The organism is Nonomuraea sp. B5E05, assembly GCF_039880665.1.
Lineage (GTDB): Bacteria > Actinomycetota > Actinomycetes > Streptosporangiales > Streptosporangiaceae > Nonomuraea.
Window position 1 is genome coordinate 107812 of sequence record NZ_JBDPMJ010000025.1, and the last position, 23260, is coordinate 131071.

At 70.2% G+C, this 23260-nt stretch carries 25 protein-coding genes; 16 read left to right on the forward strand and 9 right to left on the reverse strand.

Annotated elements, in window-relative coordinates; genetic code table 11:
- Positions 1-136: 136 nt before the first annotated feature.
- Both ABGB01_RS35620 and ABGB01_RS35625 read left to right on the forward strand, forming a co-directional pair.
- Positions 137-1522 carry a tannase/feruloyl esterase family alpha/beta hydrolase gene (locus ABGB01_RS35620; protein ID WP_347777974.1) on the forward strand — a complete coding sequence of 462 codons (1386 nt, stop codon included), beginning with the start codon at positions 137-139 and terminating at the stop codon, positions 1520-1522.
- 73 nt (positions 1523-1595) lie between these two features.
- Positions 1596-1847: a hypothetical protein gene (locus ABGB01_RS35625; protein ID WP_347777975.1), complete on the forward strand. Its 252-nt coding sequence runs from the start codon at positions 1596-1598 to the stop codon at positions 1845-1847.
- 142 nt (positions 1848-1989) lie between these two features.
- On the opposite strand, the gene ABGB01_RS35630 is transcribed toward ABGB01_RS35625, so the two are convergent.
- Positions 1990-3525 (reverse strand): polysaccharide lyase family 1 protein, encoded by a 1536-nt coding sequence (locus ABGB01_RS35630; protein WP_347777976.1) that lies wholly within the window; start codon positions 3523-3525, stop codon positions 1990-1992.
- Positions 3526-3848: 323 nt separating this feature from the next.
- Positions 3849-4355 carry a CGNR zinc finger domain-containing protein gene (locus ABGB01_RS35635; protein WP_347777977.1) on the reverse strand — a complete coding sequence of 169 codons (507 nt, stop codon included), beginning with the start codon at positions 4353-4355 and terminating at the stop codon, positions 3849-3851.
- A 95-nt stretch (positions 4356-4450) separates the two neighbouring features.
- Here ABGB01_RS35635 and ABGB01_RS35640 point away from each other — a divergent pair, with 95 nt between their 5' ends.
- The 4 genes from ABGB01_RS35640 to ABGB01_RS35655 all read left to right on the forward strand — a co-directional run bounded on the left by ABGB01_RS35640 (position 4451) and on the right by ABGB01_RS35655 (position 6993).
- Positions 4451-5320, forward strand: a complete 870-nt coding sequence (locus tag ABGB01_RS35640) for an alpha/beta fold hydrolase (RefSeq protein WP_347777978.1) — start codon at positions 4451-4453, stop codon at positions 5318-5320.
- 115 nt (positions 5321-5435) lie between these two features.
- Positions 5436-5873, forward strand: a complete 438-nt coding sequence (locus ABGB01_RS35645) for a glutaredoxin domain-containing protein (protein WP_347777979.1) — start codon at positions 5436-5438, stop codon at positions 5871-5873.
- Positions 5874-5921: 48 nt separating this feature from the next.
- Positions 5922-6128 (forward strand): hypothetical protein, encoded by a 207-nt coding sequence (locus tag ABGB01_RS35650; RefSeq protein ID WP_347777980.1) that lies wholly within the window; start codon positions 5922-5924, stop codon positions 6126-6128.
- Positions 6129-6351: 223 nt separating this feature from the next.
- A complete protein-coding gene (locus ABGB01_RS35655) occupies positions 6352-6993 on the forward strand; it encodes a class I SAM-dependent methyltransferase (protein WP_347777981.1) in 642 nt (213 codons plus the stop codon).
- Positions 6994-7146: 153 nt separating this feature from the next.
- Here the strand turns inward: ABGB01_RS35655 and ABGB01_RS35660 are convergent, their stop codons facing one another.
- Both ABGB01_RS35660 and ABGB01_RS35665 read right to left on the reverse strand, forming a co-directional pair.
- A complete protein-coding gene (locus tag ABGB01_RS35660) occupies positions 7147-7455 on the reverse strand; it encodes a hypothetical protein (RefSeq protein WP_347777982.1) in 309 nt (102 codons plus the stop codon).
- Complete coding sequence (locus tag ABGB01_RS35665; RefSeq protein WP_347777983.1) at positions 7452-10292, reverse strand: LuxR C-terminal-related transcriptional regulator; 2841 nt, start codon at positions 10290-10292, stop codon at positions 7452-7454. Before ABGB01_RS35665 ends, ABGB01_RS35660 begins: the two co-directional genes overlap by 4 nt.
- Before the next feature lie 177 nt (positions 10293-10469).
- On the opposite strand from ABGB01_RS35665, the gene ABGB01_RS35670 reads away from it, so the two are divergent.
- The 3 genes from ABGB01_RS35670 (at position 10470) to ABGB01_RS35680 (ending at position 12114) form a co-directional block, all read left to right on the forward strand.
- Positions 10470-10829, forward strand: coding sequence for a VOC family protein (locus tag ABGB01_RS35670; protein ID WP_347777984.1), 360 nt, complete (start codon positions 10470-10472; stop codon positions 10827-10829).
- A gap of 77 nt (positions 10830-10906) precedes the next feature.
- Complete coding sequence (locus ABGB01_RS35675; RefSeq protein WP_347777985.1) at positions 10907-11518, forward strand: glyoxalase; 612 nt, start codon at positions 10907-10909, stop codon at positions 11516-11518.
- Positions 11519-11661: 143 nt separating this feature from the next.
- Complete coding sequence (locus ABGB01_RS35680; RefSeq protein ID WP_347777986.1) at positions 11662-12114, forward strand: DUF1801 domain-containing protein; 453 nt, start codon at positions 11662-11664, stop codon at positions 12112-12114.
- Positions 12115-12142: 28 nt separating this feature from the next.
- Here the strand turns inward: ABGB01_RS35680 and ABGB01_RS35685 are convergent, their stop codons facing one another.
- The gene (locus tag ABGB01_RS35685; protein WP_347777987.1) at positions 12143-13576 is read right to left on the reverse strand and encodes an alpha/beta hydrolase; all 1434 of its coding nucleotides are present in this window, start codon (positions 13574-13576) and stop codon (positions 12143-12145) included.
- A gap of 176 nt (positions 13577-13752) precedes the next feature.
- Here ABGB01_RS35685 and ABGB01_RS35690 point away from each other — a divergent pair, with 176 nt between their 5' ends.
- Both ABGB01_RS35690 and ABGB01_RS35695 read left to right on the forward strand, forming a co-directional pair.
- Positions 13753-14937, forward strand: coding sequence for a histidine kinase (locus ABGB01_RS35690; RefSeq protein WP_347777988.1), 1185 nt, complete (start codon positions 13753-13755; stop codon positions 14935-14937).
- Positions 14938-15615: a response regulator transcription factor gene (locus ABGB01_RS35695; protein WP_347777989.1), complete on the forward strand. Its 678-nt coding sequence runs from the start codon at positions 14938-14940 to the stop codon at positions 15613-15615.
- Between the two features lie 34 nt (positions 15616-15649).
- Here the strand turns inward: ABGB01_RS35695 and ABGB01_RS35700 are convergent, their stop codons facing one another.
- A complete protein-coding gene (locus tag ABGB01_RS35700; RefSeq protein WP_347777990.1) occupies positions 15650-17065 on the reverse strand; it encodes an MFS transporter in 1416 nt (471 codons plus the stop codon).
- Between the two features lie 217 nt (positions 17066-17282).
- On the opposite strand from ABGB01_RS35700, the gene ABGB01_RS35705 reads away from it, so the two are divergent.
- A complete protein-coding gene (locus ABGB01_RS35705; protein ID WP_347777991.1) occupies positions 17283-17597 on the forward strand; it encodes an Ohr family peroxiredoxin in 315 nt (104 codons plus the stop codon).
- Positions 17598-17832: 235 nt separating this feature from the next.
- Complete coding sequence (locus tag ABGB01_RS35710) at positions 17833-18426, forward strand: TetR/AcrR family transcriptional regulator (RefSeq protein ID WP_347777992.1); 594 nt, start codon at positions 17833-17835, stop codon at positions 18424-18426.
- Between the two features lie 103 nt (positions 18427-18529).
- Here ABGB01_RS35710 and ABGB01_RS35715 read toward each other — a convergent pair whose 3' ends face one another.
- A complete protein-coding gene (locus tag ABGB01_RS35715) occupies positions 18530-19129 on the reverse strand; it encodes a TetR family transcriptional regulator (protein ID WP_347777993.1) in 600 nt (199 codons plus the stop codon).
- A 159-nt stretch (positions 19130-19288) separates the two neighbouring features.
- Between ABGB01_RS35715 and ABGB01_RS35720 the strand changes: the two genes are divergently transcribed.
- A complete protein-coding gene (locus ABGB01_RS35720; RefSeq protein WP_347777994.1) occupies positions 19289-19846 on the forward strand; it encodes a hypothetical protein in 558 nt (185 codons plus the stop codon).
- 1 nt (position 19847) lies between these two features.
- Entirely contained in the window at positions 19848-21287 is a 1440-nt protein-coding gene (locus ABGB01_RS35725; RefSeq protein ID WP_347777995.1) for an NAD(P)/FAD-dependent oxidoreductase, read from the forward strand.
- A 14-nt stretch (positions 21288-21301) separates the two neighbouring features.
- Here ABGB01_RS35725 and ABGB01_RS35730 read toward each other — a convergent pair whose 3' ends face one another.
- A complete protein-coding gene (locus tag ABGB01_RS35730; RefSeq protein WP_347777996.1) occupies positions 21302-21469 on the reverse strand; it encodes a hypothetical protein in 168 nt (55 codons plus the stop codon).
- 317 nt (positions 21470-21786) lie between these two features.
- On the opposite strand from ABGB01_RS35730, the gene ABGB01_RS35735 reads away from it, so the two are divergent.
- Entirely contained in the window at positions 21787-22503 is a 717-nt protein-coding gene (locus tag ABGB01_RS35735) for a DNA alkylation repair protein (RefSeq protein WP_347777997.1), read from the forward strand.
- A 133-nt stretch (positions 22504-22636) separates the two neighbouring features.
- On the opposite strand, the gene ABGB01_RS35740 is transcribed toward ABGB01_RS35735, so the two are convergent.
- Positions 22637-23212: a TetR/AcrR family transcriptional regulator gene (locus ABGB01_RS35740; RefSeq protein WP_347619637.1), complete on the reverse strand. Its 576-nt coding sequence runs from the start codon at positions 23210-23212 to the stop codon at positions 22637-22639.
- Positions 23213-23260: the final 48 nt, after the last annotated feature.

The window sequence follows — 23260 nt, forward strand, 5'->3', positions numbered from 1 at the left end:
GGAGGCGTCACCGGTTGACAAGTGACCCGCCGCACCTGACTATGCGCTTAGTAACCTCCGTGGTCAGACAGAAGGCCTCCACAGCGCCTTGAACCACCCCGGTCAGCGCATCCGACCGGACCCCAGGGAGTCGCACATGCCCCTTCTCCTTCGCAGATCTGCTGTCTTCTCGGCCCTGCTGGCCTCGCTCGTGGCGGTCCCTCTGGTGCCGGTGGCGTCGCCCGCGCGGGCGGACACCCGCTGCTCCCACATGGGCAAGGTCCACGTACCGGGCGCGCAACACCAGGTCGCCACCTGCCTGGACGACCTCACCACCGCCGGTACGGTCGCGTCGGGCCACACCGATGCCGCCGACTGGCAGGGGCTGCACTCCGCGGCCACCCGCAACCCCAGCGGGGTGCCGGGCATCCAGATCGACGGCTATTTCCGTGACGACTCCACGAGCAACCCCACCCACGGCTGGAACCACGACTCCCAGTTCGTGATCCGCCTCCCGCAGCGCTGGAACGGCGGCCTGGTCGTCGCGGGGGCGCCGGGCAACCGCCGCCAGTACGCCAACGACTTCACGATCGCCGACTTCGTGCTGGCCAAGGGCTACGCCTACGCCTCGACCGACAAGGGCAACGGCGGCACGGAGTTCTACAAGGACGGCAGGCGGCCAGGCGACGCCTACGTCGAGTGGTACCACCGGATGACCCAGATCACCGTCGCCGCCAAGGCCACCGTCGCCCGCCACTACCGCAAGCCGCTGCGCAGGACGTACGCGGCGGGCATCTCCAACGGCGGCCAGCTGGTGCGCTGGGCGCTGGAGAACCACCCCGAGTTGTACGACGGCGGCGTCGACGCGGAAGGCACGCACTGGCCGCCGGACAATGGCCCGAACGCGCTGGTCTACCTGCCGGTGGCGCTGCGCAACTACCCGAAGTACGCCGAGAACGGCGACCCCGAGGCGCACGCCGCGATGCTGCGGGCCGGCTTCGCCCCCGGCTCGGAGTTCCTGTGGGAGTTCAACTACCGCAACATCTGGGACGGCACGCAGCGCCGCGCCCGCGAGGAGATCGACCCGGAGTACGACGGCGACCTGGAGGCGGGCATCCCGTTCTGCGAGAGCGGCACGCCCAACTGCGACGCCGACTACGACTACTACGCGCGCCCGAAGAGCGTGCACAAGGCGGTGCGGCGGGCGTCGATGAGCGGCCGCATCGGCAAGCCGCTGATCACCGTGCACGGGACGCTGGACACCCTGCTGCCGATCGCGGTCCACGGCGACCCGTACGCCGCGCTGGTGCGCAAGCGGGGCAGGGCCGCCCTGCACCGCTACTACAGGATGGAGGGCGCCTCCCACCTCGACATCGAGTACGACATGTTCCCCGACCGGATGCGGCCGCTGCTTCCCTGCATGCGGACGGCGTTCGAGGCCCTCGAACGCTGGACGGCCCCCGGCGGCCACCGGCCCCCGCCTAGTACCACCATTCCCCGCCAGACCTCCGGGGACGTGGTCAACACCTGCGCCATCAGCTGACCGGACCGCCGGCCAGCTCGTCGGCCCTCGCGCGGATGAGCCGCTGGACGATGAGGGCCGACGGCGAGGGCCGGTGTTCGCGACCGTCATGCCGCTGCTGCCCCCGCTGGTGGCCGCCGGCGTCTCCCCGGTCGGCGGCGTGCTCGCCCTCGCCCTGGCGTCGGTGCTGGTCGACATCAACCCGCTCGGCATCACCGGCGGCCTCATCCTCGGCGCCGCCGAGCCCTCGGTCCGGCCCCGCCTGTTCCGCCGGCTGCTCACCTACGGCCTCATCTCGATCGTGGTCGCACCTCTCCTCGCCTGGCTCGCCTTCGCGTGGTGGTGAAGCGGGGCGGTCCGCCTGGCCCGGCTCGCCTGGAGGTGTCCCCCTGGTGCCGGAAGGTCACGGCACGAGGGGGACACGCTTCGCGTTCGGTGTACGGAGCGGCCTGCGGTTCCGGGACGTTCCCGCGGATCAGCAGACGGAGCTACGAGGCGTAGGTCTCGAACTCGGCGACCCGCGGCGTGCCGCTCGCGCCGGTGATCCTGAAAGTGATCTTCCTCAGTGAGGTCGGGGTGAAGGTGATGGTGCCCGCCCCGCTGCCGGACTTCAGGACGGCCCCGGTGTCGTGGTTGAGCAGCTGCCAGGATCCGATGGCGCCCGCGGAGCCCGACGCCTCACGGATGACGACCCTGGAGACCGTCGTGGCGGAGCCCCACTTGACCGAGATGTCGCCGGTCGAGCCGGAAGGCGACCAGTAGGTGCTCATGTCGCCGTCCCGCACGTTGCCGTAGCTCGTCCCGCCGGCTTTGCTGGAGCCGTCGGAGCCGGCCCCGATGCTGAGGTTGGTCCCGCTGGGCGGCGGCGTGGTCGGCGGGTCGGTGGGATCGGTCGGGGGCGTCGTGGGCTCCTGCGGGTCGGAGCAGTTGCCGGGCGACACCAGCAGGCCCTTGTTGGCGCCGGCCGTCTGCTGGACGACGTCCGGTACGCAACCGGCCTGGTCGAGGCTGTAGGAGTAGGGGATGCTGACCGAGGTGTTGGACTGCGGGTCGGGGCCGGCGGGGTTGTTCTCGTCGCCGCGGCTCGACCAGGTCACGTTGTCGAAGATGTTGCCGCCGACCTGCCAGTAGCCGGCCTCGTCGGTGTAGAAGGTGCCGAGAACGTCCTTGGAGTCCTCGAAGTAGTTGTTGTCCACCCTGGCGCGGCCTCCGGCCCGGGAGTTGATGCCCGACTCGTGCAGGTCCACGTAGTGGTTGTTGTAGATGTGGGCGATGCCGCCCCGCAGCAGGGGGGTGCGGGAGTCGATGTTCTCGTACCGGTTGTGGTGGAAGGTGACGTAGCCGTTCGAGCGGTCGCTCTCGCTGGACCCGATGAGCCCGCCGCGGCCGGAGTTGCGCAGGATGCTGTAGGACAGGGTCACGTACTGGGTGTCGTTCTTCATGTCGAAGAGGCCGTCGAAGCCCTCCGACTCCCCGCCCGAGGCCTCCAGGGTGACGTGGTCGACCCAGACGTTGCGGACGTTGCTCTCCATGCCGATGGCGTCGCCGCCGTTGGACGTGGGCGAGCCCGACTTCTTGACGTTCCGGACGGTCACGTTCTGGATGATGATGTTGCGGGACTCGCGGATGTGGATGCCCAGCTGGTCGAAGACGGCCCCGTTGCCGACGCCGATGATCGTGACGTTGCTGATCTGCTTGAGCTCGATCACGCCGGCGGCGGTGTTGCAGCTGTCGCCCGACACCTTGGAGGTGTTGCCGTGGTTGATGGTGCCTTCAACTTCGATGGTGATCGGGGTGCTGCTGCTGGCCCGGCCGCACAGGGCCGCGTGGATCGCGGTGCCGGTGGTGGCTCTCACCGTCTGCCCGCCCGCACCGCCGGTGGTCCCGCCGTTGCCGGTCGCGTAGCCGGTGGCGCTGCCGGCCGCCGCCGAGGCCTGGGTCACCGGTAAGGTCACACCGACCGCGGCCGCGGTGGCCAGCGCGGCCAGCGCCGCATGGAGTCGCAACGCGACTGCTCGTCTCATTGTCGTACCACCTTCGTCGTCGTGGACGCCCACACCGTAGGAAAGCGCTTTCCACCTGTCAATCAACGCTGAAACTTTCACGCCGTACCGGCTGAGGCGCCCGGTCGTGACCGGGGCGGCGGGCGATGCCCGTGGTAGCGAAGACCGGCCCATAGACGCCGACGCCATCGCTCTCGGCATCGGACATGGTGTTGTGCAGGAAGGTGTAGAAACGTTCGTCGAAATGCGCAGGAACCCCGCGCCGGGATCTCGTCGCCCGCCGCGAAGCTCGAACGGGTGAGGCCGCTGAGGCCGGGCGGGCCGACATGCGCGTGGGTCCGTTGTCAGGCCGGCGGCTGGTGCGTGCGCTGATAGTGCCGCCGGGCCTTCATCCGGTTCCCGCACACGGCCATCGAGCACCAGCGAGCCCTGTTGGTCTTGCTGCGATCGAGGAGGAACAGCCCGCACTCGCTGTTGGCGCAGGGCCTCAGCCGCCCGGGCCGGGTCCGCTCCAGCGCGTCCCAGGCCAGGATCACCCTGACGCTCATCGCCCGCCCGGGTGCTACGTCGAGTGACCATTCCACGCCCTGTTCCGACATGGCCGGGCGGTAGGTGGCGCCTTCGAGGAAAGGCTCCAATGCGCTCCCCGGCAGGTCGCCGTGGAGGATCTGCTGCAACGTGTCCCTGACCTGCCGGACGGCGTCGCGTTCCTGCGATGACCCGTCGCCTCCGCGTTGCCGCAGCCAGGTGCGCGCCTCGGCCGGGTCGGCCAGGAGGTCCTGTTGGATCCCGTCGACGACCGGAGTGCTGTTGAGCAGGTCCAACAGCACGTCTTCATCCGCCCATGTCATCGTCTCGAACATTACCTAACCTCTGATCGGTGCTTGACAGGTTAGAGCCTCTTCTGTTTCAGTCTAACCATTCATTCGGAGTGAAGGGGTTAGTCATGGTGAACGTCCACCACCGTTACGCGACCGTGCAAGGCCGGCGGCTGTTCTATCGCGAAGCCGGACCCGAGGACGCGCCCGCCATCGTCCTGCTGCACGGCTTCCCGACCAGCTCGTTCATGTTCCGCGAACTCATCCCGGCGCTGGCCGACCGCTACCACGTCATCGCTCCCGACCACCTGGGGTTCGGGCTGTCCGACGCGCCGCCCGCCGAAGACTTCGCCTACACCTTCGACGCGCTCACCGGGCTGACGTCGGGCCTGCTGGACCAGCTCGGCGTCTCCCGCTACGTCATCTACGTGCAGGACTACGGCGCCCCGATCGGCTGGCGGCTTGTCCTGGACGATCCGGACGCGATCACGGCGATCATCACCCAGAACGGCAACGCCTACGAAGCCGGCTTCGTCCCCGGCTTCTGGACCACCGTCTGGGACTACCACCGCGAACAGACACCCGAGACCGAAAAGGCCGTCCGGCAGGCGCTCACCCTCGACGCGATCCGCTGGCAGTACCTCACCGGCGTGCCCGACGAGACCCTCGTCAGCCCCGACACCTGGCACCACGACGTCGCCCTGGTCTCCCGCCCCGGCAACGACCGCGTGCAACTGGCCCTGTTCCTTGACTACGCCACCAACCCGCCGCTCTACCCCCGCCTGCACGAAGTCCTCCGCGAACGCAAGCCACCGCTGCTCGCCGTCTGGGGCAAGGGCGATGAGATCTTCGGTCCCGACGGCGCCCGCGCCTTCGCCGCCGACGTGCCCGAGGCCGAGATCCACCTCCTCGAAGGCGGCCACTTCCTCCTGGAGAGCGCCCTCGACGAAGTGGCCCGGCTGATCAGGGATTTCCTCGGCCGGAAACTCCACGCCTGAGACCCGCCGGCACGCCGGACACGGGCTGCACCGTGCGCTTGATGTGAGCGATGGACGTGCCCGACCTGCCTCCCTGGCCGTCAGCCTGATTCGCGTCACCGATAGCCTGCGTCACATGCGCGCTTGGGTCCTGCCGGTGGTGCTCGCGGTCTGCGGCTCGCTGGTGGCGGTCGTCCAAGTGTCGAGGGGTGCTCCCGGCGCGGCCGTCGCACTGTCGCTGGTGTTGTTCGGGCTCCTCGCCGTGCTGAACTCGTCGCTGGCCTTCCCACGGCCGATCGCTGCGGCGGAGGCGGAGCGCCGCAGCGCGGTCGACGGCCGGCCGATCGTCTACTGGAGACCGGGGTGCAAGTACTGCCTGCGACTGCGGATCCGGCTGGGCCGCCGCGCACGCCGGGTGCACTGGGTCGACATCTGGCGTGACCCGGTCGGCGCGGCGGCGGTGAGGGCGGCCACCAACGGCGATGAGACCGTGCCGACCGTTGTGGTGGCGGGCCAGGTGCACGTCAACCCCGATCCTGCATGGCTGCGCGGGCAGCTCTCCCCACCTGATTGATCGGTGGCGAGGCCGTCAGGGCGATCGCCGAGGCCTGCGGGCTTCTTCGTGTTCCCCGATGTGACGCGGCTCGCGGGCATCCGCCCGCCGGGCGCTCCCCACCGGGCCGTGCACCGCGTGTGGATCCCCCTCGCCGTGCTGGTCGGCTACACCTTCGGGCCGATCGTGTGGCCGCCGCTCTTCACGGCCGGCCTGGGCCGGCTCACCCGCATCGCCCTCGCTCGCACGCTCGGGCGCGGGCCCGCCTCATCGTGACGTGAGCATCGGTGGCGGGACCCGCCACCGGATCCCGCACGGCGATCGGCCGATAACGTCCCCGGGCCTACCCGCAGTTGTAGGCCGCCGGTTCCGTCCCCGGCGGCGTCGATACGGCAAGGATCGCCGCTCTCCCCGTGAACTCCAGGCTGGACAACCGTCGTGCTGGACTGTATATCTAGATGTCGTCTCTAGTAATCAACTCTAGCAATGGGGGACAGTGATGGATCTGGAACGCGCGGCGTGGCTGCACTTCAGCCAGGGAAGGGACGACGACGATGGCAGGGAGGTCGCCGTCAAGGAGATGTTGCAGGCCTACTACATGTCCGGCAGGCCGCCGTGGGACAACGGCGTTCCGGCTCCCGAGCTCGTCGACACGGTGGAGGGGCAGGATGCGCTGCCGCCCGGGCGGGCGCTCGACCTGGGCTGCGGCACCGGCACGAACACCGTCTACCTCGCCCGCCACGGCTGGGACGTGGTGGGCGTGGACCTGATCGACCGCGCCATCGAGCAGGCCAGGACCAAGGCCGACGCCGCCGGCCAGCAGGCGAAGCTGCTCTGCGGCGACGTGACCCGGCTGGACGAGATCGCCGTCGGTGACGGGTTCAGCCTGTTCTTCGACCTGAGTTGCTACTGCGGCATTCCCCGCCACCGCCGGGATGCCTACGCCGCCGGCATCACCCGTCGTGCCGTGCCAGGAGCGCGGCTGCTGATGTTCGGGTACGGCCCTGAGGGCTTCGACGACGGCTGGAGCGGCGTCACCGCCGATGAGCTGCGTACCCGCTTCACCGGCTGGGATCTGACCGACGTCACGCCCGGCACCAACGCCGTGCCGACGTACTGGTTCACCCTGCACCGCCGGTGATCGGCCTCGCGGCGCCCGGCCTTCGAGCCTGAGAAACCGCGGCCCTGAGGGAGGACGTCACTCAGGGCCGGCGGTTACGGGACCCGCGCTCCCGCGCACTTCCTGGAAGCCGATCACGCGGCCTTGGCCTCGGAGGCCTTCCAGGCTCCGGACTCAGTCGAGAACGGCAGTGGCCTCGATCTCGACCAGCAGATCGGGCTCTCCTAGCGCCGCAACGCCCAGCAGTTGATCGGCTTGACCGGGTCGACGCCCAGCTTCGCCGCCCGGCAGCCGGTCACGCTCCGCTCCCTGGTGGCCGGAACCGGCGTGTCGACCATGGCCGTCTACACCTACTTCGGCGGCATGGACGGCCTGTGTCGGGGCAGCAGCGATGCACCGCGCCTCTTGCCCGCCATCGATCCAGACGGGGACGCCCTCGGCGGCGGAGCCGTTGTGAACGGCGAGCACTTCGTCGGCGTTCACGTGTGCAGCGTAATGCGCACGGCGCCGAGGTCATCGGGGCCCATCGGGCCGAGGCCGAGGCCGGCGAGCGCGGCGGCGCCGCGGGCGGTCTGGTCGCCTCCGGCGAGCGCCAGGGTCCGCGCCGACTGATAGCGGCAGCCGGCGGCGCCGAGCGCGTCCGCCGTGGCGAGCAGCCGCTCCTGATCGTTGTCGAGCAGCGCTTGGGCCCGCTCCACCAGGGCGGTGGCGACCGGGTTGCCGGCCACGACGGTCCGGGCCTCGGCCACGGTGGCGCCGGCATCGGAGCTCCTGGCGAGCACGGCGGCTTCGGCGCGCAGGGCGACGTACCAGTGGTGCCAGATCCAGGTGACCCACTTCCACACCTGCCTGGGCTCGGGGGCCATCCGCTCCAGAGCCTGCGGCGCCTGCCCGCGGTGCAGCAGAAGGATCGCGTCGAAGACCGCCCCGTAGCCGTAGGTACGCTCCGGTGGGGTGCCGAGCTGATGCAGGATCTCCTGCCATTCGCGCTGGGCGTCATGGTCATCGCGGAGGCCATGGATCATCGCCACAGCGGCCGCCGCCGGGCAGAGGAGCGACAGGGCGGGGCTGCCTGCCCGCCGCCACGCCTCGAGAAACCGGACGCTGCCGGTGAGCACCTCGTCGACGTGGCCCGCCAGCGCGTCCACCATCAGCAGCCTGCACGTGGCGCGGTGGCCGGCCTCCGCCAGCGATGGATGGTCGGCCAGCTGGCGTGCCCATCGGCGGGCGCCCGGCACATCCCCCGCACCGAGGCCCGCCTCGGTGGCTATGCCGAGCGCGTCGATCAGCTCGTGGGTTACCGCCGGCGAGATCGGCGAGGACGACAGGAGCGTGATCCGGCACCGGGTCGTGGTCGCGGTGGCGAACGTGTCGCCGGCCCAGCTCTGAGCGCCGGTGAGGGCGTCGAGTGCGGCCGACTCGGCGAGCGGGTCGCCGGTCCGGCGGGCGAGCTCGACCGCCCGCTCGGCGCGCGCGATCGTCTCCGGTACGGCGTTGCCGGGCGGGCCCTGGGCGGCGCCGAACGCGTCGGTGAGCACCGCTGCCTCGGCCAGCGCCACCGCTGCCTGCGCGGCCGGATCGTCGCCGGCCGGCTCCCGCGCCTCTGTGATCAGCGCGAGCGCCTCCTCCGGGGGCGGGAGCCGTACGAACGTGGTCGAGAACCGGAACGCGATGGTGGCGGCGCTCGCCAGGTCGGCGGCGGCGCCGGCGGTGTCGCCTGCGCTGCGGGCGGCATCCGCGGCCTCCCGGCGGAGGCGGTACATGTCATCACCTGCCGTCCGGCAGCCGGCCACGGCCGCGGCCTGCCGGAGCATCGACGCGCCGGCGGCGGGGTCGGACGCGAGCGCGGCCGCCTGCTCGTAGCGCCGCTGGGACTCGCCGGTGAGGTTACGGGTGAAGGTCAGCTCGGCCAGGCGCCGGGCGAGATCGTACGCGTCCGTGCGCTGCTCCGGCCGGTCGGCCGCCCACGCCAGGGCCGCGCGGAGGTCGTCGGCCACCTGGTCGAACCGGGCCCGCCAGTCCGCTCGTACCTCCGCCAGACCGGCGGCCTTGGCCAGGCACCAGCGCAGGTGCCGGGACCGGATGTCGACCAGCTCGCCGGCCTCGGCGAGCCGTTCCGTGCCGTACTGGCGGATGGTCTCCAACGCGCGGTACTCGGTCCCGCCCGGAGAGGCCGTCACCACCAGCAGGCTCTGCTCGGCGAGCCGGGCCAGCCCGTCGGCGACGATGCCTTCCCACTCCCCGGCAACCTCCGCGCCCGTCCCGGTCACCTGCGCGGCCGCGGCAGCGGTGAACGGCGCCACGAACACCGACACCCGGCGCAGCAGCGCCCGATCGTCCGGCTCCAGCAGGGCATGGCTCCAGTCCAGGGCCGCCCGCACCGAACGGTGCCGTTCGTCGGCGCGGGAGCCGCCGGTGAGCATACGGAGCGGGTGGGACAGGGCGGCGGTGATGCCGTCCAGCCCAAGGGCGGGATACCGGGCCGCGGCCAGTTCGATCGCCAGCGCCATGCCATCCAGCCGCTCGCAGATCGAGGCGATCGTCTCACGCGGCAGCGGATCCGGCGGCCGGCCGACCGCGGCAGCCCGCTCCATGAACAGCGTGACCGCATCCGAATCGTCATCGGCGGCCAGCGACAGCGGCGGGACCGGATACACCCGTTCGAACGGCACCATCAGCCGTGCCCGGCTGGTCGCCAGCACCGTCACTCCGGGGCACGCCCCCAGCAGCCGCTCGAGAAACAGCGCCACCCCGTCCACGACGTGCTCGCAGTTGTCCACAACCAGCAGCGCGTGACGGTCGGCGAGCGCGGTCAGCACGGATTCGGTGATGTCGCGGCCCGGCTGCTCACCGAGGCCGAGAGCCCCGGCGACCGCGGTGGCGATCATGCCAGGATCGGTGACCGGCACCAGGTCGACGAACCACACGCCGTCGCCGTACTCGCCTGCCGTTTCCGAGGCCACCGCCAGCGCCAGACGGGTCTTGCCCACTCCGCCCGGCCCGGCAGCGGTCACCTGACGGTGGGCATCGAGCATCCTGGCCAGCTCGGTCCGCTCGCGCGCCCGACCGACGAAGGACGTCAGCGGGGCCGGCAACACTGGTGCGGGGTGCGACGGACCGGAGCCGGTCACCTCGGGCGCCCGGCGGGCGAGCTCCCGCCGATCCGGCACCTGCAGCTTGCGCAGCAGCGAGGAGACATGAGTCTCCACGGTACGTACCCCGATGAACAGCCGTGCCCCGATCTCGGCGTTGCTGAGATGCTCGCCGACCAGCGCCAGCACTTCAGCCTCGCGAGGAGAGATATCCGCTGCTGCTACCACTGTCCCATTCTGTCGTAAATCTCCTCCACGTCCGCCCCGGCCCTCGGCTCCGTGCGCGGGGCCCGTGGTCGGTTCCGTGGCCGGGTCCGTGGTCGCTACGGATCCGTGTCTGCCGTGCCGGAGGTCATGCTGTGACACAGACCGGGTCATGAAGGACCCGCGACCACAGGAGTGACCATGACCGGTTCTTCCCCCCAGGCGATCAGGACCGTGCTGCACCCGGTGTCCGACCTGGGCAAGGCCACGGCCGTGTACGCGGCCCTGCTCGGTGTGCCTCCGCAGAACGACTCGCCCTATTACGTCGGCTTCGAAGCCGGTGGCCAGCACATCGGGCTGGTGCCCGGCGGTGGGCCGCAGGGCATGACCTCGCCGGTGGCCTACTGGCACGTGGCGGACATCGAGGCGAAGCTGGCCGAGGTGGTCGCCGCGGGAGCCACCGTGAAGGAGGCCGCGCACGAGGTCGGCGGCGGCCGCCTGGTGGCCACCGTCATCGATCCCGATGGCAACGTCCTCGGGCTGATCCAGGACGGTGAGTAGCGCGAACGCCCCTGCCATGCCCGCGGCGTAGCGGCCGCCGGCACGACGACCACCCCACCTCGCTCAAAGGATCTGCTATGACCTCCTTCGAATCCGTCACCCTGGAAGTGCCCGACCCCTCGGCCGCGGACGCCTTCTACCGAGCCTTCGGCCTGAGCTCGTACGTGAACGTACGGGCCACGGACGCGCCGACGACCGGTTTCCGCGGGTTCGCGCTGTCCCTCGTGGTGTCCCAGCCGGGCAACGTCGACGCGTTCATCGACGCCGCCCTCGACGCCGGCGCCACGCTGCTGAAGCCGGCCACGAAGAGCTTCTGGGGCTACGGCGGCGTCGTACGCGCCCCTGACGGGACGATCTGCAAGATCGCGACGTCGAAGAAGAAGGACACCGGCCCTGCCGCCCGGCACGTCGACCAGATCGCGCTCCTGCTGGGAGTGGCGGACGTCAAGGCGAGCAAGCGCTTCTACGCCGACCGCGGCCTGGCCGTGGCCAAGAGCTTCGGCGGTAAGTACGTCGAGTTCGACACCCCGTCGGCGCCCGTGACGCTGGCGCTCTATCCGCGCCGTGCCCTCGCCAAGGACACCGGCCTCTCCCAGGAGGGCGCCGGATCGCACCGGATCGTGATCGGCAGCGACGCCGGCCCCTTCACCGACCCCGACGGCTTCGTCTGGGAGGCTTCGTCCGCCTGAAACAGGCGACGGCCCCGCCTGGTCGTCCGACGCCTGCGGTCGAGTATGCCGCCCGCCCCGGCCCCATGGCGCCACCGAACAGCGGGCCATCGGGGCCCTTTCCACCATCCCGAACGTCAAGATCCACGAAGGAGAGACCCGTCATGAGCAGCACCGGCAACAGCACGTACGAGGGATTCACGGCCGAGGAGCGGGCCGCGATGAAGGAGCACGCCCAAGAGCGGAAGAAGGCGGCGCGTCGCAGCTCACGCGCCGACAAGGCGGCGCAAGACCAGCGGGACGTGCTCGCGAAGATCGCCGAGATGCCGGAATCGGACCGGATCATGGCTGAGCGCCTCCATGCCGTCATCACGGCCGGCGCCCCGGCCCTCGCGCCGAAGCTCTGGTATGGGATGCCCGCCTATGCGCTGGACGGCAAAATCGTCTGCCACTTCCAGCCCGCGGCGAAGTTCGGGACACGTTATGCGACGCTCGGATTCAGTGATCTGGCGAACCTGGACGACGGCCCCATGTGGGCGGCCGCATTCGCCCTGACCGAGGTGACGGCCGAGGTGGAGGCGCGGGTCGGAGCGTTGGTGGAGCAGGCGATGAGCTAGCACCTTCGTGAAGACCCACATCTGCCGGTTACTGGCCCGCCGCGCAGGCGAGGTCCTGCGACGGCAGCCGCCCGGTGGCCAGGAACGCCGTCACCGTGTCTTTCGCGCACGTGTTGCGGCCGAACGGATAGACGCCGTGCCCGCCCTGGTCGGCCGTCACCATCGTGGCTCGCTTCCCGAACGCCCGCCGCAGCTTCCGGGCACCGGCCAGCGGCGTCCCCGGGTCGCGCTCGTTCTGCACCATGAGCACGTTCGACGGGCCCCGGTCACGGATGCGCACCGGCGGCTCGACGCGCTTGCCCGGCCAGAACGCGCACGGTCCGATGCTGGCCGTGGACCCGCCCATCATCGGATATTTCACCCGGTCGACCGCGACATTCCGCTGGTACTCCCGAACCGTCCCCGGCCAGCGCGTATCACTGCATATCACCGAAAGACGGGCGGACATGGCGTTCTCCAGGTTCGCCATCGGCGGTCTGGGCGGTAGCGGCCGGTCTGTGTCGAGTGCCTGCCAGGTCTTGGCCAGCAGGGGCATGAGGGCATCGCTGTAGAGGAGGTCGAACGTGATCCCGCGGAACAACGTCCCGTCGATGCCCTGCACCGGTTTCGCCTCCAACCGCTTCGAGAGATCGAAGAACGTCGCGGTCACCTGCGCCGATGTGGTGCCCAGACCGTACTCGGGGTGCGCCGCCGCGAACCGCGCGAAGTCCGGGAACCGCTCCTCCATCCCACGAGCGAACAGCCGCATGGCCGTGACGTCGTAACCGCCGGGGCCCAGGCTGCTGTCGAGCACGATCCGGTCGCTGCGCTCCGGGAACATCGTCGTGTACACCGCACCGAGGTAGGTGCCGTAGGAGTGACCGAGATACGAGAGTTTCGGCTCGCCCAGCGCCGCCCGGATCCGGTCCATGTCGCGGGCGATGTTCGCGGTGGTGGTGTGCGGCGACATCCACGATGTCGGCGAGGCGGCGCACTTGCCGGCCACGGTCCGCGCGTTCCGCGCCTCCCGCGCGACCTCGCCGGCGGTGTGCGCGTAGGGCGGGAAGAGGCCGCGTGCCTGCTGCTCCGGCGTCAGATCGCAGGTCACCGGCGTGCTGTGGCCGACACCACGCGGGTCGAAGCCGATCACGTCGTAGGAGTCCAGCACGTCACGCGGCAGCCCTGAGACGGCGAGAGCGGCCGGGTGGTCGAGCCCTGAGACGCCGGGGCCGCCTGGATTGGTCAGCAGCACGCCACGGCGCCGCGCGGGTTTCTCGCTCGCCAGCCGGGAGATCGCGATCTCGATCTTCCGGCCGTCGGGGTCCCGGTAGTCCAGCGGGACCTTGAGCGTCGAGCACTCGAGACGGGGTGAGGTGACCTCCTGCGGGCACGGGCCCCACCGTACGGTGTCCGGCGTCGCCGCCGGCGACGCTCCCGCAATCGTGGCCACCGCGGCGAGGGCGAGGGACAAGGCTCTGTGCATCTGATGTCCTCCTGAGGGTCGACGCGAACGAGTCTGTCCACTCGGCGTCGCAGGCACATCGGCCCGGCGGCTCGCATCACCTCCGACCGAAGTCGAGGCGGTGATTCGACCCTGGTCGAGGGCGCGGCAGCCCTCGGTCTGCTGTACCGGCCGCACGGCCTCGCGATAATGACCAGGTGAATGCAGACGTCGCGCCACGCCTCGGGGGGTGGCAACAGGCATGGCGGCTGGCGGCGGCAGCCCTACTGGGCATACCGGTCTGGCTCTATACCGGTGTGCTGCTGCCGCGGGGGCAGGCCACCGAAACGGGCTCCTGGTTCGTCACCGGCGATCCGCTGGTGGCTATCGGCTGCCTGACGGTGCTGCTGCTGCGGCGGCGGTTCCCGCTCGCCGTCTCCATGACGGTCGCGATCGCCTCGACCGTGTCCACACTCGCCACCGGCGCCGCGCTGCTGGCGCTGGGCTCGATCTCCACGCGCCGCCGTCCGGCGGAGATCGGGGCCGTCGTGCTGGCGTACGTGACCGCGTCACAGTTCACCGTCGGGCTCTACTCGATCCAGAGCCCGCCCGGCCCGATGTGGACCGAACTCGCGTTTCCTGCGCTGACCGCGGGCATCGCGGTGGCCATGGGCATGGCCGTCGGCGCGCGGCGCGCCGAAGTGCGGTCCTTGCGAGACCGGGCGGAGAGCGCGGAACGGGAGCAGACCGCACGAGCGGCGCAGGCACGGGCCCTGGAACGGAACCGGATCGCCCGCGAGATGCACGACGTGCTCGCACACCGCATCTCCCTGGTCGCCATGCAAGCCGGAGTGCTGGACCACCGCAGCGACCTCACGGCCAAGGAAAACCGCGTGCTGATCCGCGGCATCGCCGACAGTTCCCACCAAGCACTGGAAGAGCTACGGGGCGTCCTCGGTGTGCTTCGAGCCGACCCTGGCCGCCCGGAGCCACCACAACCCTCCCTCGACCGCATCCCCGACCTGGTGGCCGACGCCCGCGCATCCGGACTGGACGTCACGCTCACCACCACCGTGACGGGAACACCCTCCGACGTCGTGGGACGAACCTGCTACCGGATCGTCCAGGAAGGGTTGACCAACGCCGCCAAACACGCCCCAGGCGCGCACGCACACATCACCCTCACAGGAACAGCCGGCGACGAACTGCACGTCAGCGTCCACAACTCGCCGGCCACCACGACCATCGCACGACCACCGACGTCAGGATTCGGCCTGCTGGGTCTCTCCGAGCGGATCACTCTCGCCGGCGGAAGACTCAACCACCACCCGACACCCGACAACGGATACCTCCTCACGGCACAACTACCCTGGCCAAGGGACGACCACGAAAAGGGAACGTGAGTGGACAGCGAGCGGGCGCCGGTGCGTGTCGTCATCGTCGACGACGACCAGTTGGTACGGATGGCGCTGCGACTTGTCATCGACGGCGAGCCGGACCTGACCGTCGTCGCGGAGGCGGCCGACGGGGACGCCGCGATCACTGTGGTGGACGAGCAGCGGCCGGACGTCGTGCTGATGGACGTGCGCATGCCCGGCCGTGACGGTCTCAGCGCGACCCGGGAAATTCTCACCCGACCGGCGCCGCCGCGGGTGCTCATGCTGACCACGTTCGACTCCGACGATCTGGTGCTCGGCGCGCTGCGCGCCGGAGCACTCGGGTTCGTCCTCAAGGACACCCCGCCGCCGAAGATCGCCGACGCGGTGCGGACGGTCGCGGACGGGAACCCCGCGCTGTCTCCGGCGGCCACGGTACGGGTGATCGCCGTAGCCACCGGGCCACAGTCCTCTGCCGCTCGCGACTCCTCCCGCGAAGCCGCTCGGCAACGGTTGTCAAGACTGACCGAGCGAGAACTCGATACGGCTCGGGCCATCGCCGACGGGCTGGGCAACCCGGAGATCGCCCAGCGGCTGCACATCAGCATCGCGACCGTCAAGGCGCACACGGGCAACCTGTTCGCCAAGCTGGCGGTCGAGAATCGGGTGCAGATCGCACTCCTGGTCCGCGACGCGGAGGAATGACCAGCCTGGCGCAGCGGGGACGCCTTGTCCGGGATCACACGGCTTCTTCTTCCAGCACCGCGGTGGGCATGGAGATCCGCCAGGTGACGAAGCCGGCTGCGGCGAGCCCGGCGACGGCCAGGGAGCTACTGGCGAGGAACGGGTCAATGCCGTCCAAGGCGGGAGCGAACCCGATACCGACGTAGATCGTGATCCCGGTGGAACCGCCCAGCTGGTCGGCCGCTCGCTGGACACCAGAGGCGATGCCGGCGTCGTCTTCGGTCACGCCGGTCACCGCGACGTACTGCAGCCCGACGATCCCGAACCCTATCCCGGCGGCGATGAGCATCATCGCCGGAACCATCGCCAAGGCGCCGGCCTGGAGGGAGGAGACCAGGGCGATGGTCGCCATCGCCAGCACGGTGCAGCCGATCCCGGCCAGAACGCAGGCCCGGGCGCCCCACCGGCCGAGCAGCCGAGAAAGCAGCACCGAGGCCGCGATCAGGAACACCGCCAGAGGCAGCATCATCAGGCCGGCCTGGAACGGACCGGCGCCCAACCGGTCCTGCAGGTAGTAGGTGAACAGCAGGAACGAGGTGGACAGTGCCGCGCTCAGCAGAGCGGTGGCAAGGTTGGCCAGGACTCGAGGCCGGCTGCGGAAGAACCGCAGCGGCACGAGCGGGTTCCGCGAACGGCGCTCGACCCTGACGAACAGGACCCCGGCCGCTACCGCACCGGCCAGCGCCACCGCCGGCAGCCATGGCAGCGTGCCGTCCGTCTTTCCCCCCTCGACGACCCCGAACGTGAACAGCAGCGGAGCGGCGACCAGCAAAAGCGAACCGAGAAGGTCCACAGGTGAGGGCTCGGCCGGCCGTTCACCCGGCACGAGGAAGACCACTGCGGCGAGCACGACCGCGACGAAGGGCACGGACACCAGGAAGATCCACCGCCAGTCCAGCAGCTCGACGAGAATTCCGGAGAGTACGAACCCGAGAACGAGGCCACAGCTCGCGACGGCCGCCCAGACGCTGAGCGCCCGCGACCTGCGCGGTCCCTCAGGGAACATGAGCACGATCACTGCCATCGCCGCCGGAAGCGCGATCGCCTCTCCGGCTCCCTGCAGCAGCCGGGCCGTCACCAGGAGAGCGAAGGAGGGCGCGAGCCCGGCCAGCAGGGACGCGGCGCCGAAAAGGGCCGTGCCGAGCAGGAGGACCCGTCGCCTGCCGAGCATGTCGCCCAGTCGCCCCCCGAACATCAGCAGCCCGCCACCCGTGATCGTGTAGCCGACCACTACCCAGGTCAGCGCGTGACCGTCGACGTGGAAGGCGGCGCCGATCGAGGGCAGGGCGACGTTGACGACGGTCACGTCAACCGCGATGAAGAACTGCAGCATGGCCATGCAGCACAGCACCAGCCACGCGCGCACCGGGGACGAGCCGTCCCGGCGCGAGAAGAGAATGCCTGAAAGCATCGAGTGCTCCGTTGCTCAGAAGAAGTTCCGAGCAGCACGAACGTGCCGCTCCGCTACGACCACGGAGCGACGGACCGTTCACCAGAAGAGAGACGAACGCCCCGCCGCTAGCGGAGCGTCCTCGTCACCGCGGCACAGGCGGCCGCGCACGAAGCTGCAGACATGCCGCCGATACTACCGAAGCCGACGGCAGGTGATCCCTTGCCGCCCGAAGGACATGGGTGGCCCTGGTGGCGCGACCAACCCGGAGCAGCTGTTCGCGGCGGGCTGGGCCGCGTGCTTCCACTCGGCGCTGAAGGCTGTCGCGGCACAGCGGAAGACCCAGATCGCAGACTCCGCGGTCATCGCCGAGGTGCGGGTGCACTCGACGCCGGAAGGCGGGTTCAGCCTCAGTGCCGCACTGCACGTCGAACTGTCCGGTGTGGAGCAGGCGACGGCCGACAAGCTCGTCGACGCCGCGCACGCGATCTGCCCGTACTCCAACGCGACACGCGGCAACATTCCGGTGACCGTGGACGCGACCGTCGCCTGACCTCGGTGGCCGGGCCGATGCGGACCGTCGGCCCGGCCTTCCGTCCGGCGCCACCCTCATCGGCGAAAGAGGGTACGACGATCTGGCGCCGCTCGATCGCCTCGAAGCGTGGTTCTCGGCGGCGTGCGACCGCCGGTCACTGACGCCTGGAACAGGGCGGAGGCGGCGAAGTGACGAACACATCGGATGCCGCGCAGCAGGAAGACTGACCGTTCTATCTGGTACGCTCGCCGGGATGGTGGACAACACTCGCGTTCAGGTCTCCGAAGCACGATCAAGGCTGCTCGCGACGGCCACTCGGATCTTCTACGCGGAAGGCCTGCACTCCGTCGGGATCGACCGGATCGTCGCGGAGGCCAAGGTCACCCGTGCCACGCTCTACCGGCACTTCCCCAGCAAGGACGCGCTCGTCGTCGCGTATCTGCAGGGAATCGACCAGGCCGTTCGCGACCAGGTCGGCGAAGCCCTGGCCGGCGGCCTGCCGGCGGTCGACGTCCTGCGGGCCATCGCCAGGTCGATCGCCGAGGGCATCGGGTCGGCCGATTTCCGCGGATGCGCCTTCCTCAACGCGGTCGCGGAATATCCCGACCCCGAGCATCCCGTGCACCAAGCCGTTCTCGCCCACCGCGAGTGGTTCCTGCGCACCGTCACGGACCTGCTCGCACAAGTCGGGCAGACGCCGCCGGAGCTCGCGGGCCGGCATTTCGTGATGCTCCGCGACGGTGCGATGGCATCGGGTTGCCTGACCGATCCGGCGGGGATCTGCGACACGTTCCTGCAGGGGGTCGAGGGGATCCTGCAGTTCCGCATCACTTCCGCGTCGGCCTAGGGACAACGTCTCGGCGTCTCGGGCCAGGATGGCGCCGCGGGCCAAAGCGCCGCTGACCCCCCCCTGCGAGACCGGTCGTGCCGGGGCTGTGGCGGCGGTCCCGTCAGTCGCCTGCGGCCGGTGAAACGTGAGCGTGCAGGAGTCCCTCGACTCCGCGTAGAAGGGTGTCGCCGACCAGCGCCGGGTCGGACAGGCAGCCGGCGGTCATGGCGCCGTCGCGCAGCATCACGAAGTGCCGGGCGGCCGGCTCGGCGGGCGTCTCCCGGATGCGGGCCAGCAGTTCCGTGACGGTGTCCAGAAACCACTGCCGGTGCGCGATCACGGCCTGGTGCACCGGGTGGTCGGGGTCGGGGTATTCGGCGACGGCGTTGAGGAAGGCGCACCCGCGGAAGCCGGGGGACTGGATGCTCTGGGCGATGGATCTGCCGATGGCTCGAACGGTGTCGGCGGCGGGAAGCCCGGCGGCGATGGCGGCGTCGGTCACCCCTCGCACGGCTTGGTCGGTCTCGTTGAGGTAGGCGAGGATGAGGTCTTCTTTGCCGGGGAAGTGCCGGTAGAGAGTGGCTCGCGTGACCTGCGCTTCGGCGACGATGCGGTCGATGCCGACAGCGTGAATCCCCTCCGTGTAGAAGAGCCTGGTCGCCGTGTCGAGCAGGCGGGCCCGCGCTTCGGACGGTCGCCCTCCGGATTCGCTGCGCTCCATGGTGGCCAAGCTATCAGATAGAACGTTCTGTCTTGACAGTTCGGCGTCTCGTTGCCATGCTGAGTCGCGATAGAACGTTCGGTCTCATTGTTCGGCGTGGGGCGTACCCGGTCGAGGAAACGATCGCGGCGCCCGCCGTACACCATTGAAAGGATCATCGTGACCACCGTTGACACACTTTCCACCAGCGGGATCGCTCTGGCGCTGCGCCGGCTCTACTTCGTGCGGTTCGCGTTCGCCATCGTCTGGGCGGCCTTGCTGTTCGCCACCATGGCGCAGCTCGGGCCGCTCAGTATCGCCCTGATCGTCCTTTATCCCCTGTTCGACGTCGCCGCGGCGATCGTGGACGCCCGCTCCTCCCGTGTCGCCGGAGCGCCTCACGGGCTCTACGTGAACATCGCGATCAGCCTTCTCGCCGCCGTCGGCCTGGCGGTCGCCGGCGCCTCCGGCGCCCCGGCGATCCTGCGCGTGTGGGGTGTCTGGGCGGTCGTCTCCGGGCTCGTCCAGCTGATCGTGGGTGTCGGCCGTCGCAAGATGGGTGGCCAGTGGGCGATGATCCTCAGCGGGGGCATCTCCGTGCTGGCCGGGACGTCGTTCTTCCTGGGGGCCTCCGCGCCGAACCCCATGCTGACCAACGTGGCCGGCTACGCCGTCCTCGGCGGTGTGTTCTTCCTCGTCTCGGCACTGCGCCTCGGCCGCGCCGCCAAGGGGAACTGATATGGACGCCACCACGTACGACGTCATCGTCGTCGGCGCGGGCCCGGTCGGGGAGAACGTCGCCGACCGGGTGGTGCGGGGCGGCCTGAGCGCCGCCATCGTCGAGCGGGAGCTTGTCGGAGGCGAGTGCTCCTACTGGGCCTGCATGCCGACGAAGGCATTACTGCGGAGCGCGGCGGCGCTTCGGGCGGCCCGCCAGGTGCCCGGCGCACGTGAGGCCGTGACGGGCGACCTGGACGTGGCCGCCGTCCTCAGCCGTCGCGACGCCTTCGCCTCGCACTGGAAGGACGACGGGCAGGCCGCCTGGCTCGAGCAGGCGGGGGTTCAGCTGTACCGGGGACAGGGGCGGATCACGTCCACCCGGACCGTCGAGGTGACCGGAGGCGACGCCGTCAGGACCTCGCTGACCGCGCGGCACGCCGTCGTCATCGCGACAGGAAGCGGCGCGCTGGTCCCGGACATCGCCGGCCTGCGCGAGGCGGCGCCGTGGACGAGCCGGGAAGCGGTCGCCGCGAACGAAGTCCCCCGCCGCCTCGCCATCATCGGCGGTGGCGTGGTGGCCTCGGAGATGGCCACCGCGTTCGCCGGCCTCGGCGCGTCGGTGACGATGCTGGCCCGCGACGGCGTGCTGCCGCACGCGGAGCCGTTCGCCGGCGAGCGGGTCATCGAGTCGCTGCGGGACGCCGGTGTGTCGGTGCACCTCGGTGCGGAGGCCGGAGCCGTGCAGCGCGCCGGCGACGGGACCGTGCACATCACCCTCACCGACGGCGGGCGGATCGAGGCCGACGAACTCCTCGTCGCGATCGGCCGGACACCGAACACCCAGGACCTCGGGCTGGACACCGTCGGCCTGACCCCGGGTTCCTGGCTCGCGGTCGACGACACCTTGCGGGTCCTCGGGGACGACGGGGCGCCGATCGGTGACGGGTGGCTGTACGCCGCCGGCGACGTCAACCGGCGCGTGCTGCTGACCCACCAGGGCAAGTACCAGGCCCGCGCCGTGGGGGACGTCATCGTGGCCCGCGCGAAGGGGGAAACCGTCGAGGACGGCCGGTGGGGGCGGCACGCGGCGACGGCCGACGAGCGTGCGGTGCCCCAGGTGGTGTTCACCGAACCGGAGATCGCCTCGGTGGGGCTGACCGCGGCCGCCGCCGAGGCCGCCGGGCTGCGCATCAGGGTCGTCGACCACGACCTGGGTGCCGTCGCCGGGGCCGCTCTGCAGGCCGAGGGATACCGCGGCCACGCCCGCATGGTCGTCGACGAGGACCGGAAGGTCGTCGTCGGCTTCACCCTCGCCGGCCCGGACGTCGCGGAGTTGCTGCACGCGGCGACGATCGCGGTCGTCGGCGAGATTCCGCTGGACCGGCTGTGGCACGCGGTTCCGGCTTATCCCACCGTCAGCGAGGTCTGGCTGCGGCTGCTGGAAGCCTACGGCCGCTGAAGGGGCCGGACCTGTCAGGCGGTCAGGCCGGCGCTGATCAGCCGGATGTGCTCGCAGGTCGAGGACACCTGCTGCAACTTCTCGCGGGACTCCTGCGAGGCGTGGTAGAAACTCCGCTCGATCATCCAGCACAGGGCGCGTGCCATCGCCGGCGCCTGGTCCGGCGCGGTGCCGGCCTCCACGCCGGCTCGTTCCAGGACAGCGTTGTCTCCGCGGTGGCCCGGGACCGTTCCCACAGGGGCTGGCTGCGCGGGATGACCACGGGTCTCCTGCTCGTCCAGAACGCTGTCCATCTCCTCTGGGGTGAGGGCCTCGGCGCGGCCGATCTGGTGGGCTGTTCCTGGCCCTACCATAGATCACGGTGCACACGGAACGCCTGTGTCGGCATGGCCGTCCTGACTCAGCCCACATCGGTCGGCAGGCAGGGCCGCAACCCATGCCATGCACATGCCGCCCTTAGGACCGCCCGCCACCCCGGAGAAGGGAGAGGAACCAAGAGATGACCCCCACCAGTGCCGCGTTCACCGAACGGTTGATGGCCCTGCCGGTGCCGGAGACACGCACGTACCGCCCGTCCGGGCCTGGCACCGTGCTGGGCCTGCGCATGCGGGACATCTTCGCACTGGCCAAGGAATCCATCGACATGGAGCCGGGCGAGATCGCCAAGCTGCTCGACAACGATGTGCACGAGATCAGGGTCGGCGCGTGCAGCATCATGGACAAGCAGGCCCGCCGCAAGCGCACACCGGACGCCCGCCGAGCGCAGTTGTACGACCTCTACCTCGGCCGCCACGACCGCATCAACACCTGGGACCTGGTGGACCTGGCCGCGCCGTACGTCGTGGGAGGCCACCTGTACGGCAGATCCCGCTCCACGCTGTATGAGCTGGGCCGCTCTGCCCACTGGTGGGAGCGGCGCACCGCCATCGTCGCAACCTCCTACTTCATCCGCCAGAACGATCTCGCCGACACCTTCGGCATCGCTGAGATCCTGGTGGATGATCCGGTTGCCCTGGTGCAGAAGGCCTATGGCGGCTGGATCCGTGAGGCAGGAAAGCGGGATCGGGCGCTGTTGCTCGGCTTCCTGGACCGGTACGCCGCCACCATGCCCCGCACGGCCCTGCGCTACGCCGTCGAACATCTCGACGGTGACCTCAAGGCGCACTACATGGGCCTGGCACGGCAGTCTCCCGGACCTGACGGCCCGCTCCCATGAAGGGCGGGCCGTCGCTACGTCCCCTGGCCGACCAGGATGATGTCACTGGCGGGCGGTGCGGGGGCCATGCGGCAGGGCGTACGCCCTGCCAGATGAGCCGGGCTTCGGACGGCCACCACGCCAGCGGTCGCGCTCACCCCTGTGCCTGGCCGGAGCCATCCGGTACGAGTGGTAGGAGGATTTCGTAGAGGTCGCGAAGTTGGTCGGCTTCGACGGGGGGAAAGACGACGGTTGCTCCAACCGCCAGCAGGTAGGGCAACAGAGCCGCCGTCCGGGCCTCCTCGTCGCTGTCGACGGCTGATCTCCACACCCGCTGGAGTGCGGACACTCTGGCCTCGTCCAGGCGAGCCTGCACGGCACGCACATCCGCATCCCAAGTCGCCCAGGCCCGCAGTGCGGTGTCGATTTCTGGGCGATAGAGCCCAGTGCCGCCAGGGCGGACGAGTTCCGTCAGCCGTGCGAGGACCACCCGGGCACCGGCCGATTCCCCTATTTCGGCAATGGCATTCTCGAGCGCTTCGACCGACAGGTGCTCGAAATAGGCGAGAAGCGCTTTCTTATATCCTTCGGCACCATCGAAGTGATGATGGAACGATCCTTTCGACAGGTTGAGCCGTGCGGCGATCCGGTCGATTCGAATCCCTGCCGCACCCTCTTCCGCAAGGACCTTCAAACCTTCGTTCAGCCACCGGTCTCGTGCCGTGCTCATCCGACGAACGTACCATCGGGTATGGAGCGGCCGGCACGCGCCGAGGCG

Bases quoted from the DNA above. Each gene is read 5' to 3' on its own strand.
- ABGB01_RS35620 (WP_347777974.1), top strand. From the start codon at position 137: ATGCCCCTTCTCCTTCGCAGATCTGCTGTCTTCTCGGCCCTGCTGGCC.
- ABGB01_RS35630 (WP_347777976.1), bottom strand. From the start codon at position 3,525: ATGAGACGAGCAGTCGCGTTGCGACTCCATGCGGCGCTGGCCGCGCTG.
- ABGB01_RS35635 (WP_347777977.1), bottom strand. From the start codon at position 4,355: ATGACATGGGCGGATGAAGACGTGCTGTTGGACCTGCTCAACAGCACT.
- ABGB01_RS35640 (WP_347777978.1), top strand. From the start codon at position 4,451: ATGGTGAACGTCCACCACCGTTACGCGACCGTGCAAGGCCGGCGGCTG.
- ABGB01_RS35645 (WP_347777979.1), top strand. From the start codon at position 5,436: ATGCGCGCTTGGGTCCTGCCGGTGGTGCTCGCGGTCTGCGGCTCGCTG.
- ABGB01_RS35655 (WP_347777981.1), top strand. From the start codon at position 6,352: ATGGATCTGGAACGCGCGGCGTGGCTGCACTTCAGCCAGGGAAGGGAC.
- ABGB01_RS35670 (WP_347777984.1), top strand. From the start codon at position 10,470: ATGACCGGTTCTTCCCCCCAGGCGATCAGGACCGTGCTGCACCCGGTG.
- ABGB01_RS35675 (WP_347777985.1), top strand. From the start codon at position 10,907: ATGACCTCCTTCGAATCCGTCACCCTGGAAGTGCCCGACCCCTCGGCC.
- ABGB01_RS35680 (WP_347777986.1), top strand. From the start codon at position 11,662: ATGAGCAGCACCGGCAACAGCACGTACGAGGGATTCACGGCCGAGGAG.
- ABGB01_RS35685 (WP_347777987.1), bottom strand. From the start codon at position 13,576: ATGCACAGAGCCTTGTCCCTCGCCCTCGCCGCGGTGGCCACGATTGCG.
- ABGB01_RS35700 (WP_347777990.1), bottom strand. From the start codon at position 17,065: ATGCTTTCAGGCATTCTCTTCTCGCGCCGGGACGGCTCGTCCCCGGTG.
- ABGB01_RS35705 (WP_347777991.1), top strand. From the start codon at position 17,283: ATGGGTGGCCCTGGTGGCGCGACCAACCCGGAGCAGCTGTTCGCGGCG.
- ABGB01_RS35710 (WP_347777992.1), top strand. From the start codon at position 17,833: ATGGTGGACAACACTCGCGTTCAGGTCTCCGAAGCACGATCAAGGCTG.
- ABGB01_RS35715 (WP_347777993.1), bottom strand. From the start codon at position 19,129: ATGGAGCGCAGCGAATCCGGAGGGCGACCGTCCGAAGCGCGGGCCCGC.
- ABGB01_RS35725 (WP_347777995.1), top strand. From the start codon at position 19,848: ATGGACGCCACCACGTACGACGTCATCGTCGTCGGCGCGGGCCCGGTC.
- ABGB01_RS35735 (WP_347777997.1), top strand. From the start codon at position 21,787: ATGACCCCCACCAGTGCCGCGTTCACCGAACGGTTGATGGCCCTGCCG.
- ABGB01_RS35740 (WP_347619637.1), bottom strand. From the start codon at position 23,212: ATGAGCACGGCACGAGACCGGTGGCTGAACGAAGGTTTGAAGGTCCTT.